Raw genomic sequence first — 14549 nt, forward strand, 5'->3', positions numbered from 1 at the left:
TGGTGGTTTTGGTGGATAATGGCAAGCGACTCAGCCACCAGTTACCGGGACGTCTGCAGCCGTCGCCGGTTCATGAAACTGACGGGGGCGTCAGGCGCGGTCGCCCTCGCCGGATGTAGCACCACCTCGAACAACGATACCGACAGCGAGGACAGCGACGGGAGCGGTGACGGCTCCGACGGCACCGACGATTCGTCCGGTAGCGTCACCGTCCAGGACAAGACCCTCGTCGGCGCGACGAACGAAGGCGTGCCGAAGAACATGCACTACAACCCCCACAACACCCAGAAGTACGCCGCCTGGTCGGGGGAGATGGTGTTCGACAAGTTCGCACAGTACCACTTCGGGAAAGGCGAGTTCATCCTCTACGCGCTCGACGACTGGCAGGTCGAGTCCACGTCGGCGACGCTCACCATCCGAGAGGACCTGACGTGGCACAACGGCGACGACGTCACCAGCCAGGACCTCGCCACGCAGTTCAAGATCGGGAAGAAGACCGGGGATAGCCTCTGGGACTTCACCGACAGCGTCGAGGCGACCGGCGACAAGACGGTCGAACTCAGTTTCTCCGAGGAGACGAACCCGACCATCGTCAAGCACACGCTCGCGCCGATGCGCGTCGACACCAAGCACAGCGTCTACAAGAAGTACCTCGACAAGGAAGCGAGCGCCGTACAGAGCTTCAGTTACGACGAGAACGTCCAGGGGACCGGCCCGTTCAAGTTCACGGGCGACGCCGACAAACAGCAGGTGACGCTGAAGCGGTTCGCGGACCATCCCGACGCGGACAACGTGAACTTCGAAGAGTACCAGTACGTCCACATGCCGGACAACCCGCAGATGCACGCCGGGTTGCTCGGCGGGAAGCTGGACGTCGCGATGAGTCTCTTCACGCCGCCGAAGGTCGTCGCGAACATGCCCGACGCCGTCAACGAGGCGCGCGTCCCCGCGAAGTGGGGGTACGGGCTCGTCCCGAACCACGACGACCCCGTCATGGGGAAGCGAGAGGTCCGGCAGGCGCTCATGCACGTCATCAACCGCGATCAGGTCCGCGACAACGCGGGCCCGCGGACGAAGTCCACGCCGAAGGTCCCCTGCGGTATCGCGGTCGACGACCAGGAGCGCTGGCTCGGCGACGAGATGGACACCTACGAGACGTACGGACAGGCCGAGACGCAGTCGAAGAAGGCCGCGTCGCTCCTCGAATCCGTCGGCTACACGAAGGAGAACGGGAAGTGGAAGGACGAGAACGGCGACGTCATCTCCATCCCCATCAAGCAGTTCGCGGGCTGGGGTGACTGGGTGACGGCGAGTCAGACGATCGCCGACCAGCTCAGTTCCTTCGGGTTCGACGCGTCGGTCACCACCGTCCCGACCGGCCAGATGTGGGGGCAGATCACGGACGGCGACTTCCGGCTCGCGACCGCGTTCTGGCTGCCCGGCGGGCCGCGCTCGGCGTTCCCGTTCTACCCGCTACGTCACCAGGTCAAGCTCACGACGTGGCAGCGCGGGCACAACTATCCGGAAGGCGAGATCGAGGTGCCCGCGCGCAAAGGCTCGGGCACGACGAGCATGAACCCCGCTTCGAAGGTCGAGAAGATCCCGACCGCGACCGACGAGTCCGCCGCGCAGGACCTCGTCCGGCAGGCCGCCTGGCACAACAACCAGGACCTCCCGATGCTCTCGCTCCTCGAGAAGCGCGAGCAGTCCTTCGTCACCGAGGACGAATGGGACGTCCCCGACGACGGCGACTCGAAGTACAAGGTCAAGTGGCCGTGCCACTGGCTGCCGCGGCAGGGGAACCTCCAGGCGAAGTAGACCCAGACCAGCACCAAACGTTAATAATCACAAAGAGAGATTCGATATCGTATGTCCCACTATCTCGCCAAGCGGACGGCGCGCGTGCTCTTCACCGTCTATCTGGTGGCGACGTTCACGTTCGGCATGATACGTCTGCTCCCTGGCGGCCCACTGACGACGCTGCGAGTGAAGCTCGCCAGACAGGGGATGGACCCCGACCAGATCAACGCGTACATCGAGAACTACCAGAACATCAGGCCGGACGCGACGCTGCTCGAACAGTACCAGAGTTACATGCTGTCGGTCGCCGGCGGCGACCTCGGCCGGTCGATATCGCTCGACGAACCGGTCGCGAACGTCCTCGCGGAAGCGGTTCCGTGGACGGTGTTCGTCGTCGTCGTCTCGACGGTCCTCATGTTCGCGTTCGCGGTCCTGTTCGGCGCGATGATGGCGTACTGGGAAGGCAGCCGGTTCGACCAGGCGCTGACCGGCGTCTCCATCGTCTCCGCGTCCGTCCCCTTCTACGTGCTCGCGCTCCTGCTCGTGTACTTCCTCGGGTACCAGTACCAGATCCTCCCGACCGGCGGGACGACCGGACTGGCCGTCGAGAAGGAGTTGAGCGTCCCGTTCGTGATGAGCGCACTCGAACACGCCATCCTCCCCGTGGCGTCGTTCACGGTCACGGGGATGGGCGTGCAGGCGCTCGCGATGCGCGGGAACAGCATCCAGGTGCTCGGCGAGGACTACGTCCGCGTCGCGCGCCTCCGCGGGCTCGCCGACCGTCGCATCGCCACGCGGTACGTCGGGCGGAACGCCATCCTCCCGATGTACACCGGCTTCCTGCTGCTGCTCGGGTTCAACCTCGGTGGGACCATCATCCTGGAACGCATCTTCTCGTATCCGGGACTCGGATTCTACATGTTCAAGGCACTGAAAGCACGGGACTATCCGCTGATGATGGGGACGTTCCTCGTCATCACGGTCGCGCTCGTGGTCGGGGCGTACGTCGCGGACTTGACGTACAGCAAGGTCGACCCGCGCATCTCTTCGGGAGGTAGCAATGAAGCCTACTGAAGCCGACTCGCAGGTCGGTGGCGTCGACTGGTCGAGTTCGAACGCGGCCGCGACCGACCTCTCCCGGATGGACCGCTACCGCGACCTCTACCAGGAGCGCGTGTACAAGCCCGCGCTGGTCGCGTGGAGCGACTGGCGGACGCGCTTCGGTCTGCTCATCGTCGGGTTCTACGTGGTCATCGCGCTGATAGCGGCGCTCGGCCTCTACCCGTCGCCGGAGACGAATCAGGCGCCCCGGTACCTCCTGCCGCTGGAGAACATGAACTACGTGCTGGGGACGACCGCGACCGGGACGGACCTGCTCGCGCTCCTCGTGCACGCCACGCCCGAGATGATGCTGATGATAACGAGCGGCGCCATCTGGGCGACCGGCGTCGCGGTCGTCCTCGGGACCGTTGCCGGATTCAAGGGCGGGACGACCGACCGCGTGCTGATGGCGATCGCGGACTTCGTGATGGCGATCCCGGGCCTCCCGCTCATCATGATCCTCGCCATCGCGTTCACGCCCGAGAACCCGCTCGTGCTCGGCGTCCTCATCACGCTGAACTACTGGGCGGGCCTCGGACGCTCCATTCGCTCGCAGGTACTCACCATCCGCGAGCAGAACTACGTCGAGGCGTCGCGCACGATGGGGACGCCCACGCACCGCATCATCCGGAAGGACATCATCCCGAACCTGATGCCGTACGTCACCGTGAACTTCGTGACGGCCGCACGGTACGTCATCTTCGCATCGGTCGGGCTGTACTTCCTCGGCGTCCTCCCCATCGGCGCCGAGAACTGGGGTATCACGATGTACCTCGCGTACTCGACCGCGGGTGCGCTGTACACCATCGAGGCCGCGCACTGGCTGATAGCGCCGATGCTCGCCATCCTCTTCCTCTCGCTCGGGCTCATCCTGCTCGGGCAGGGGATGGATCGCGTGTTCAATCCGCGCGTCCGGACGCGCCTCGCCGGGGAATCGGAGTCGACTGCCGGCAGCGAAGAGGAGGACTCGAACGCCTCCACGGAGATACTCTAACATGACCGCGAGCCACTCTTCGACGGCGACGTCAGCCGTCGACGCGAGCGACACGATACTCGAGCTCCGGAACGCCAGCGTCACGTACGACGACGGCGAGTCCTACGTGCTCGACGACGTCAGTATCGACATCGAACGGAACGAGATAATCGGTATCGTCGGGGAGAGCGGGAGCGGGAAGTCGATGCTCGCGTCCGCACTCCTGGACGCGATACCCGATCCGGGCCTCCTGTCCGGCGAGGTGTCGTACTACCCGGAGGGCGGGGACCGCGTGGACGTCCTCGACCTGGACGCGGCGTCGTTGAAGGAGTTGCGCTGGGAGGAGATCTCGATGGTGTTCCAGGGCGCGATGAGTTCGTTCAATCCGACGATGAAGGTCCGCGGGCACTTCGAGGAGACCCTGGACGCGCACGACGCGGACCGGAAGGCGGGGATGGCGCGCGCCGGGGAGTTACTGGAGGACCTCTACCTCGACCCCGAGCGCGTGCTGGATTCGTACCCGCACGAGCTCAGCGGCGGGATGCAGCAGCGCGCGCTCATCGCGCTCTCGCTCGTGCTCGAACCGGACGTGCTCGTGATGGACGAGCCGACGGCGGCGCTGGACCTCCTGATGCAGCGCTCGATACTCGTGCTCCTGGAGAAGCTCCAGGAGAAGTACGACCTGACGATGGTGTTCATCACGCACGACCTGCCGCTGGTCGCGTCGCTCGCAGACCGGCTCGCGGTGATGTACGCGTTCGAGCTCGTGGAGGTCGGGCCGACCGAGGAGATCCTCGGGCACGCGTCGCATCCGTACACGCGAGCGCTCCTGAACGCGACGCCGAACCTCGACGCGCCACTGGAGGAGATGGAGGCCATCGAGGGGTCGAGTCCGGCCCCGATCAACGTGCCGGAGGGCTGTTCGTTCCGGCCGCGGTGTCCGCTCGCGGACGAGTCCTGTCGCGTGGACGCGCCCGAACACTCGGAGGTCGTCGACGACCACACCGTGGCGTGTCACTACTGGGAGGAGAGCGCCGAGGAGATCCCGTTGAACTACGCACCCGACGGCGGGACGCCGGACAGCGTCGACACGGACGGCGGGACGCCCGCTGGAGTTGATGCCGCTGGTGGTGCCCCAGACGGCGTGGACGCGGACGGTGACGATGGAGGGGAGCGACGATGAGTGACCCGCTTCTCAGGCTGTCGGACGTCGAGGTGCACTTCGAGAAGGAGCAGAGCCTCTGGGACTTCTACCAGGACCCCGACGTCGTGCACGCGGTCGACGGCGTGTCGCTCGACATCGAGGAGAACGACGTGCTCGCGCTCGTCGGCGAGTCCGGCTGCGGGAAGACGACGCTCGGGAAGACCGCCATCGGGCTCCAGCAGCCGACGAGCGGGTCCGTGGAGTTCCGCGGGCAGGACATCTGGGAGGCGAAGGCCGGCCGCGGTGACGTCTCCTTCGAGGAGATCCGGCAGTCCCTCCAGATCATCCACCAGGACCCGGGGAGTTCGCTGAACCCGAACCAGCGACTCGTCGAGATCCTCTCGGAGCCGCTCCGGCACGTCCACCCGGACATGGATAGTGCCGAGCGCCGCGAGCGCATCTTCTCGCTGCTGGAGCGCGTCGGGATGTCGCCCGCGGCGGACTTCGGCGACCGCTACCCGCACCAGTTGAGTGGCGGCGAGAAGCAGCGCGTGGCGTTGTGTCGCGCGCTCCTGATGAACCCGGACGTCATCCTGGCGGACGAGGCCATCAGCGCGCTCGACGTGTCGCTGCGCGTCGAGATGATGGACCTCATGCTGGACCTCCAGGACGTCTTCGATACGACGTACGTGTTCATCAGTCACGACCTCTCGAACGCGCGGTACTTCACGGAGCACGGGGACGGCCGCATCGGCGTGATGTACCTCGGGGAGCTCGTCGAACTCGGGACGGCCGAGGAGCTCATCGAGGACCCGCGGCATCCGTACACGAACGTGCTCCGGTGGGCGACCCCGGAGCTGTCGCTGGACGCGACGGAGGCGGTCGACCCGCCGATGCGGAAGATAGACATCCCGGACCCAGTGAACCCGCCTTCGGGGTGTCGGTTCCACACGCGCTGTCCGGAGGCGCGCGAGGCCTGCAAGCAGGGGACGCCGGCACGCGAGCCCGTGGACGGGAACGGCCAGGAGGTCGCGTGCTTCCGCGAGCAACCCGAGCACGCGTACTGGGAGAGCGCTCCGTTAGAGGACTGAGCAGCGTATCGCTGCGCGCTGCGCGCGGACCGACGGCCGGTCGCGGTATCGTATCGAACGCGAGACGGTCGCGTTGCGAACCGAGCGGGGTGGGAGTTGGCGTCGAGGCCGCGCGCTATCGGTCTGAGGGCCGATGGCGCCATCGTGCCTCTGTCATGCCCACCACCACACCGAACCCGACGGCAACGTTCTTACCACCCCGCTACCACGTCACAGTATGGTCGATACCGGCCCGCTCTTCGAGACGCTCTGTGCCTACCAGGACGTGATGCGTGGCCTGGTCGCGCTCCTGGTCGTGATGACGGTGCTGCTCGTGTTCTCGCTCCCGTTCCTCGAACCCGGAACTGGCCCGTACGCGATCGCGGTCGTGGACATCGTCCTCCTCGTCGGTGCGTTCGTGGTCGTCGGCGGCACGTCGGTCGTGTGTGCGCGCCGCGAGCCCTGAGAGGTCGTCCGGAGAGGGAGTCCTTCGGTGTCGGTCACTGCGTCGCGAGCGTGACGTAGCCGTCGAAGTTCAACGCGACCTGCTGGGCGACGTCGCCGAACAGGGCTTTCCCTGTCGGTGAGCGATGCGAGCCGAGGACGAACGCGTGGTCGCAGCCGTGTTCGTCGCCGACGTCGAGGAGCGCCTGTCCGGGGTCGTCGGTTGCGCGGGCGACGATGGTGACGTCGACGTCGTCGGGGATCTCGTCCGCGACGAACGAGCGGACGTCGGCGACGGCGCGGTCGAGTACCGAGCTCGTGTCGTAGCTGGTGTTCTCGAGGTGCCCGATGGTCTCGAGCATCTGGGTGTCGTCTTCGAACTGGTCGTGCGTGATGGTGGCGAGCAGGACGAGGTCCGCGTCGGCGCCGAGGGCGTGTTCGACGGCCTCGGCGAGGAGGTCCAGGTGGTCCACGGTCTGCTCGACGAGTACGAGTCCTCGCTCCATTCGACTCGAAGAAGCATTCGGCGTCGAGTTAAAACCATCGCCGGTTGGGCGCCGACGCGTCGCCGCACTCGGCGAGGTCCGTCGGTGGACGTCAGTTCGTTTCGAGGAAGTCGGCGGTCTCGGCGGCGAGCGAGCGGACGTCCTCGTCTTCGTCTTCGGCGGCGACCTCGCGGAGCTGTTCGGCCGTGTCGTCGTCGCCGAGGAATCCGAGTGCGCGGATGGCGCGGCCGCGAAGCATCGGGTGGTCGTGGTCGAGGCAGTCGAGGAGGACCGGTGTCGTGTCCTGTGCGGCGTCCGGGTCGGCTTCGGCGACGGTCGCGATGGCGTCGACGTACGCGGCGGCGACGATGGTCGGTGCGTCCTCGGTTGCGTCACAGATCGCTTCGAGGTGTGGCGCGACGGCCCCGGGATGGGCCTCTGCGACCGCGACGACCACGTTCGCGACGGTCTCGCGGCTTGCCTGCTCGCGTTTCAGTTCGGCGTCGTCGTGCTGTGACATCGCCGCGCGGACCTCGTCGTCGACGGGTGCGGCGTCCGCGGCGGCGGCGGCGTCGACTTCCTGGGTGGGTGCGTCGAGCGCGTCGACGACGGCGTCGACGTGGTCGACGAGGAGTGCTGGTCGCTCGACGGCGAGCGTCCCGAGGAGTTTCGCGCCATACGCCTGCGCGATGGAGACGTCGTGCTGGTAGAGCGCGAGGAGTTCGTCGATGGCGTCCTCGAACGCCGCCGGGTCGACCGGCGCGACGGGGACGAGTGCGGCCGCCGCCTTCTGCGCGACGACGACGCTCTCGTCGTCGAGTGCGTCGACGAGGACGTCCACGAACGGACCCATCGCGTCCGGTTCGTCGGCGGCAGCGGTGACGCAGCCGTCGGTGGCGTGCTGGCGGACGAGCGGGTCGTCCGATTCGAGCGCTCGTTCGACGGCCGCGACGGAGAGGTCGGCTACGGTCGCCGTCTCCGGGTCGACGTCGGCGAGCGGCCCTGACTCGAGAACCATGCTAAGGAAGAGTCAGTTCTTCCTACAAGAGGATTGTGGTGCCTGGGCCGGGTTTGGGTCGGGCGGTGGGCGTAGACCCCCGGGGTACGATGCCATTGGTCACGGCGACCGGTTATTTTAACTACCATGGTTGTGAAGACCATGGCAGACAGCCACATAGCGCCAGCGTGGCGCGAACGCGTGTCGAGCGCAGACGCGTAACCTCGTGGCTGCGGCCTCCCATAGCGGGAGCAGAGGCACCCACGATGACAGAGGACAATCAGCCATCCGACGACGGAACGGATCGTTCACGGACAGGAATCGGCAGGCGCGACTTCGCGAAGACGGTCGGTCTCCTCGGCGGGCTCTCCAGCGGTGTCGCGGGTACCGCATCGCTCGCGAGCGCGGCGACGTCCGTCAGCGTCGGGAACGGGAGTTACACGACGACGCTCCCGTCCGGCGAGGGCTCGCCGCCCGATACGACGTACACGACCGGCGCGGTCAGCCCACCAGTCCCGACGAACGAGTGGTGGAGTTCGCTCGTCTGGAAACAGCACTCGATGCCGATATTCGCGCACCCGGTCTCGATGGAGTTCACCGGCTCGGGCCTCGACGTCTGGCACGGCACCGAGTGGACGTACAGCGACGGTTACGACACGGACAGCGTCGCGACCCTCGACCAGACGACGGACCTGACCATCGGGCACAGCGCGACGTCGTCGTTCGGCGACGCGCGCTGCGACGGCTTCGGCGACTGGCACACCGTCGGCAAGTTCGGTGACGGGACGTCGACGACGCTGCGGACGACAGTCGCGCAGGGGTCGCCGTACGTCTTCTGCGAGTACGCGGGCGGTGACGCGAAACTCACGTTCCCGAGCGCACCGACGGTGTTCGCCGACGAGGGAAACGTCCTCGGCGTCGAGGTCAACGGGCACGCGTACGGGCTGTACGCACCCTCGGACGCGACCTGGTCCGGGAAGGGGACGACGGAGCTCACGAGCACACTGGGGAGCGCGGGCTACCTCACGGTCGCCGTGCTCCCGGAGGCGACGAGCACTGCGCTCGCCGACCTCGAAGCGTACGCGTACAACCACGTCACGGACACGACCGTGGACTGGACGTACGACGAAGCGAGCGGCGACGTGACGACGACGTTCGACTTCGCGTTCGACGCGAAACCCGAGAGTTCGGCGTCGGGGACGTTCACCGGGCTGTTCCCGCACCAGCACAAGTACTCCAGCGCGTCGTTCACGGGCTACACGTACGCGAGCGCTCGCGGGACGATGAAGACGACGAGCGGCGTCTCGTCGTTCACGACCACGTACACGTTCCCGGGCGTGCTCCCCTTCCTCCCCGACGAGGGCACGTACGACGACGCGGAGCTCGCGAGCTACGTCGACGAGGAGGAGTCGAACAGCACGCTCGTCGAGACCGGGCCCGACAAGCCCGGTGACGGCACGTACTGGACCGGGAAGAACTACGGGCGGCTCTCGGAACTCATCCCCATCGCCGAACAGGTCGGCGACGCGACCGCCGCGTCGTACTTCCTCGACGGCGACTCGTCGACGGTCGGGCTCCGCGGCGACCTGGAGACGTGGCTCGACGCGGACCGCGCGGGGTCCACGCGCTCCGAGGACGTCTTCTACTACGACGACACGTGGGGGACGCTCGTCGGGTACAACGACTCGTTCGGCTCGGGCGCGGACATCAACGACCACCACTTCCACTACGGCTACTACGTCCGTGGCGCCGCCGAGGTCGCGCGCCACGACCCGACGTGGGCCGAGGACGCGAACTGGGGCGGCATGGTCGAGTTACTCGTCGCGGACTACGCGAACTGGAAGCGCCCCGACCGGTCGAACGCGCTCGACCCCGCGTCGAACCCGCACGACTCGTTCCCGTTCCTCCGGAACTTCAGTCCGTACGAGGGCCACTCGTGGGCGTCGGGGAGCGGCGACTACGAGCAGGGGAACAACCAGGAGTCCTCCTCGGAGGCGATCAACGCGTACACGTCGATGCTCCTCTGGGCCGAATACACTGGGAACACCGCGATGCGGGACGCCGCAGTCTACCTGTACACGACGGAGGTGCACGCCATCAAGGAGTACTGGTACGACGAGGACGGCACGAACCTGCCCGCGGACTGGCCGTACGACTACGCCGCGATGGTGTGGAGCAACGGCGTGAAGTACGACACGTGGTGGACGGGCGACGTCGAAGCGAAGCACGGCATCAACGTCCTCCCGGTGACCGCTGGCCGCTCGTACCTCGGGTGGGACACCGACGCCGCCGCGGCGAACTACCAGGAACTCGTTGCGAACGACCCGGACGGTGACGACTTCCAGTACTGGCCGGACGTCATGTGGGAGTACCGCGCACTCTCGGACGTCGACGACGCGAAGTCGATGTGGACGGCGAACAAGGACAGCTATCCCGTCGAGTTCGGGGAGAGCCGCGCGCACACCTACCACTGGATCTACAACCACGACGCGATGGGGACCGCGACGCCGTCGGTCACCGCGGACCACGCGCTCGCGTCGGTGTACGACGACGGGAGTGCGAGGACCCACGTCGCGTACAACCCGACCGGGAGCCAGGTCACGGTGAACTTCTCCGATGGCGTCTCGCTCGACGTCCCCGCGAACTCGATGGCGACGGACTCGTCGAATTCGGGCGATTCGAGCGCGCCGACGCTCGATAGCCTGTCGGCGACCGAGGTCGAGACGAGCGATTCGGACGCCGAGTTCGACGTCTCGTGGAGCGTCGGCGACGCGGACGGCGACCTCTCGACGGTCGACCTCACCCTGACGGACGACACCGACGGGTCGACGGAGGACACCGCGTCCATCAGCGTCAGCGGGAGCGACGCGAGCGGCACCACGCGTCTCGTCGCCGTCGGCGACGAGGGCAGTGCGAACAGCTACACCGTCGATGCTGTCGTCACCGACGCGGCCGGCGCGTCGAGCGCCGGGTCGACCGCCGTGAGCGAGACGGAGAGTTCGACGGGCGGGAACGCACCCACTGTCGACGGCCTCAGCTTGACCGAGCGCTCCTCGAACAGTCCGCACGCCGAGTTCGACGCCAGCTACTCGGTCTCTGACGCGAACGGCGACCTCTCGACGGTCGACCTCACGTTGACCGACACCGCCGACGGGGTCGTCGAAGACTCGGCGTCCATCGGCGTCAGCGGCGGGTCCGCTTCCGATACCGTCTCGCTGAAGGCCTTCAAGGCCGAGAACGACGGCCACACGTACGAGCTCGAGTGCGTCGTCGCGGACGCGGCCGGGAACACCGCGACGGCCACGGCGAGCGAGGTCGAGGACGGGAGTTGACGGACGCCGGACGTCGCGCAGGAACCCATAGCGGGGTACTTTTTTATAGTGTCATGGTCGATTAGGAACGATGCGATTCGATAGCGCTCGCGGTATCGAGCGACGCGACTTCGTCAAGGCGGCCGTGGCTATCGGGGGGACGAGCGCGCTCGCGGCCTGCATGGACCGCGAACGAGGCGACGAGTCGACGACGTCGACGAGTGCTGGGAGGAAGTCCGAGAGCGCAGAGTTCCCGCAGGGCGACCCGTCGGTCGTGCCGGACGGCCAGCATCGCTGGGGCGACTACCTCGTTCGCGACGCCCACGGCAACACCGTCCTCCCACAGCACCAGTTGCTGCTGGGACTCTCCTACGAGAGCGACGCCGAGCCCACGGCGGGAGAGCGCGAGCAGGTCGCGGCGGCGTTCGAGACGCTCGACCGCGCGTTCCGCTGGGGGACCGGGACGCGAACGGGGGCAGCGATCAACGACGGGTTGCTGTACACGCTCGGGTACGCACCGCGGTACTTCGAGCGGTTCGGGGCGGTGCCCGACCAGCTCGACCCACCGGAGGACGTCCTCGAAGCCGTCGGCGAGGACCGCGGGAAGGCCAACGAACACGACGCGCTGCTCGTGTTGACGAGCGACTTCGGGTCGATACTGCTCGCCGCCGAGGCCGCGCTGTTCGGGGAGACGGAGACGGTCAACGGCGTGCGCGTCGACGCGACGCTCGAGGGCGTCTTCGAGCGCGTCGACCGGCGGACCGGCGTCGTCGGGAAGGGACTCCCCGCCGAGAAGCTCGACAACGACGACGTCCCGGACGAAGCGCCGCTCTCGATGGGGTTCAAGTCGGGATTCCGGGACAGCCTCCCGCCGGAGGACCGCGTCACGCTCCAGGACGGCCCGTTCGCTGGCGGCACCACCCAGGCCGTCTCGCGGCTCCGCATCGACCTCGATCGCTGGTACGACCAGTCTCACGGCGACCGGACCGCGGAGATGTTCTGTCCCGCACACGACCCCGAGGACGTCGGCGAGACCGGGTCGAAGCTCGGCGGCGACAGCGGCATCACCGAGGACGACGTCGATGCCATCGACGAGCACGCCGACGAGCATGGGACGCTCGGGCACTCCCAGAAACTCGCTCGCGTCCGGGACGACGACTTCGAGACCCCCATCCTCAGGCGCTCCGAGGGCGTCGCGACGGACGCGGTCGACGGAACCGAGTTCAACTTCTCGTCGATCCAGGGGACCGTCGCTGACTTCGTCGAGACTCGAAAGGCGATGAACGTCGACGAGTACGACGTCGACGTTCCCGCCGAACGCCACGGCATCGTCGACTACCTCGAAACGCGCTCGCGGGGCACGTACCTGATTCCGCCACGGGACGACATCGCACTCCCGGTGCACCGATGAGACCGCGAGGGTTCGTCGCTGGACGCGCCCGGATGGTCGCCGTCGTCCTCGTCGTCGCTGCCGTCGTCGGCGGCATCGTCGTGGCGAGCGGCGCGCTCGGATTCGACTCGGAACCGCCGAGCCCCGAGATACAGTTCCGCGACGCGACCGAGGACGCCGGTATCGAGTACACCGACGAGGCGAGCGGTATCGGGAACGGGAACGCGGGCGTGTTCGCCGCGGACGTGAACGACGACGGCTGGACGGACGTCCTCGCACTCGGCGGTGAACGACCGATGCTCTACGTGAACGAGAACGGGTCGTTCGCGCGCTCGGAGCGACTACCGGCTCTCGAGCGACCCTTCCGGAGTGCGGTGTTCTTCGACTACGACGGCGACGGCTGGACGGACCTGCTCCTGCTCGCCGAGGACGCGCCACCGGTCGCGCTCCACAACGACGAGGGCTCCTTCGAGCGAACGGACCTCGGCATCGGGAACCTCACGTATCCACAGGGCGCGACCGTCGCCGACTTCGACGGCGACGGCGACCTCGACCTGTTCGTCTACCAGTCCGGCGACTGGGCGAACGGGAAACCCGCGGGGTACTTCGACGACACCGGGCACGTCGCGGACGACAACGGGAACCCGAACGTGCTGTTCGAGAACGTCGCCCCGAGCGAGTCCGACGACGACCGCCATCGGTTCGAGCGCGTCGAGACAGCCGGCATCACGGGCGACACGTGGAGTCTCGCGGCGAGCTTCGTGGACCTGACCGGCGACGGCCGCCCCGACATCCACGTCGCCAACGACTACAACAACGACACCGTCTACGTGAACCAGGGGGACGGGACGTTCGAACGGCGACTGCTCGGCGGCGCGACGGCGCGGAACGGGATGGCGTCGGAGGTCGCGGACGTGAACGGCGACGGCCGCCCGGACGTGTTCGTGTCGAACATCTACCTCCCGATATCGCAGGAGAACATGTCCGCGGAGCGCTACGAGCGCTACGAGCGCCTGTTCGAGTTCGTCATCCACTCCGAACGGACGAAGGGGAACACGCTCCTCGTCAACCAGGGCGACGGCCGGTTCGGAGATCGCGCCGACGCGTACGGCGTCCGACGCGGTGGCTGGGGGTGGGCGGCGAGCCTCACCGACTTCGACAACGACGGCGACCGCGACCTCTGGCAGGCCACCCAGCACGTCCTCCGCATCGACCCCGAGGACCCACGCTACACGTACGCGATGCTCTGGGAGCGAGAGGGGTCGTCTTTCCGGTCCAGGGACGCGAGCGAGCGCGGCGTCGCCGAACGGAACGGCCGCGGGATGGTGAGTATCGACTACGACAACGACGGCGACCGGGACGTCGTCGCCGCGACGTACGGCGGCCCCGTCACGGTCTACGAGAACACCGTCGCGGGCGGGAACAGCGTCGCGTTCGAGGTCGTCGACGACGACGGTGCGACGGCGCTCGGCGCGGTCGTCACCGTCTCGGCGAACGGCGAGGAGACGGTCGTCCACCAGACCGCGAACGTCGACTACCTCTCGCAGGAACCCCGCGTCGAGCACGTCGGGCTCGGCTCGGCGACGACCGTGACCATCACCGTCGAATGGCCGGACGGGACGACGCGGACGTTCGAGGACGTGCCCGCGAACGCACGCCTCCGCGTCTCCAAGGACGGCATCACGGTGGTCGCGACGTACGACCGCGGCCCGTAGCAGCCACCCCCGCTCGCCCTACGATTCGCTTCTTCGCGCGCCATTTCGACGAGACCCCAGCGCCAGCAACGTCCCTGCTGCGACCGCCGACGTCCGCGCGCTAACAGTCAGGAGACGAT

11 protein-coding genes are annotated in these 14549 nt (G+C 67.3%); 9 read left to right on the top strand and 2 right to left on the bottom strand.

The genetic code is table 11. The features are described from left to right. The first annotated feature begins 18 nt into the window (after positions 1 to 18). The 6 genes from VYJ16_RS15260 to VYJ16_RS15285 all read left to right on the top strand — a co-directional run bounded on the left by VYJ16_RS15260 (position 19) and on the right by VYJ16_RS15285 (position 6554). Positions 19 to 1818 (top strand): ABC transporter substrate-binding protein, encoded by a 1800-nt coding sequence (locus VYJ16_RS15260; RefSeq protein ID WP_336351174.1) that lies wholly within the window; start codon positions 19 to 21, stop codon positions 1816 to 1818. A 51-nt stretch (positions 1819 to 1869) separates the two neighbouring features. Further along, positions 1870 to 2874, top strand: a complete 1005-nt coding sequence (locus tag VYJ16_RS15265) for an ABC transporter permease (RefSeq protein WP_336351175.1) — start codon at positions 1870 to 1872, stop codon at positions 2872 to 2874. Beyond that, positions 2861 to 3895, top strand: coding sequence for an ABC transporter permease (locus VYJ16_RS15270; protein WP_336351176.1), 1035 nt, complete (start codon positions 2861 to 2863; stop codon positions 3893 to 3895). The genes VYJ16_RS15265 and VYJ16_RS15270 overlap by 14 nt, the downstream gene beginning before the upstream one ends. A 1-nt stretch (position 3896) precedes the next feature. Further along, complete coding sequence (locus VYJ16_RS15275) at positions 3897 to 5057, top strand: ABC transporter ATP-binding protein (protein WP_336351177.1); 1161 nt, start codon at positions 3897 to 3899, stop codon at positions 5055 to 5057. Beyond that, on the top strand, positions 5054 to 6109 hold the full coding sequence (locus tag VYJ16_RS15280; protein WP_336351178.1) for an ABC transporter ATP-binding protein: 1056 nt from the start codon (positions 5054 to 5056) through the stop codon (positions 6107 to 6109). Before VYJ16_RS15275 ends, VYJ16_RS15280 begins: the two co-directional genes overlap by 4 nt. Positions 6110 to 6326: 217 nt before the next feature. Beyond that, complete coding sequence (locus VYJ16_RS15285) at positions 6327 to 6554, top strand: hypothetical protein (RefSeq protein ID WP_336351179.1); 228 nt, start codon at positions 6327 to 6329, stop codon at positions 6552 to 6554. A gap of 34 nt (positions 6555 to 6588) precedes the next feature. Here VYJ16_RS15285 and VYJ16_RS15290 read toward each other — a convergent pair whose 3' ends face one another. Next, positions 6589 to 7038, bottom strand: a complete 450-nt coding sequence (locus tag VYJ16_RS15290; protein WP_336351180.1) for a universal stress protein — start codon at positions 7036 to 7038, stop codon at positions 6589 to 6591. Between the two features lie 91 nt (positions 7039 to 7129). Continuing rightward, a complete protein-coding gene (locus VYJ16_RS15295; protein WP_336351181.1) occupies positions 7130 to 8035 on the bottom strand; it encodes a HEAT repeat domain-containing protein in 906 nt (301 codons plus the stop codon). Between the two features lie 245 nt (positions 8036 to 8280). Between VYJ16_RS15295 and VYJ16_RS15300 the strand changes: the two genes are divergently transcribed. The 3 genes from VYJ16_RS15300 (at position 8281) to VYJ16_RS15310 (ending at position 14430) form a co-directional block, all read left to right on the top strand. After that, complete coding sequence (locus tag VYJ16_RS15300) at positions 8281 to 11346, top strand: glycosyl hydrolase (protein WP_336351182.1); 3066 nt, start codon at positions 8281 to 8283, stop codon at positions 11344 to 11346. Positions 11347 to 11416: 70 nt separating this feature from the next. Continuing rightward, entirely contained in the window at positions 11417 to 12736 is a 1320-nt protein-coding gene (locus tag VYJ16_RS15305; RefSeq protein WP_336351183.1) for a DUF7405 family protein, read from the top strand. Next, positions 12733 to 14430 (top strand): CRTAC1 family protein, encoded by a 1698-nt coding sequence (locus VYJ16_RS15310; protein WP_336351184.1) that lies wholly within the window; start codon positions 12733 to 12735, stop codon positions 14428 to 14430. The genes VYJ16_RS15305 and VYJ16_RS15310 overlap by 4 nt, the downstream gene beginning before the upstream one ends. The last annotated feature ends 119 nt before the right edge of the window (positions 14431 to 14549 follow it).

The sequence above is a fragment of the Halorubellus litoreus genome, assembly GCF_037081675.1.
In the GTDB taxonomy this organism is placed as follows: Archaea; Halobacteriota; Halobacteria; order Halobacteriales; family Natrialbaceae; genus Halorubellus; species Halorubellus litoreus.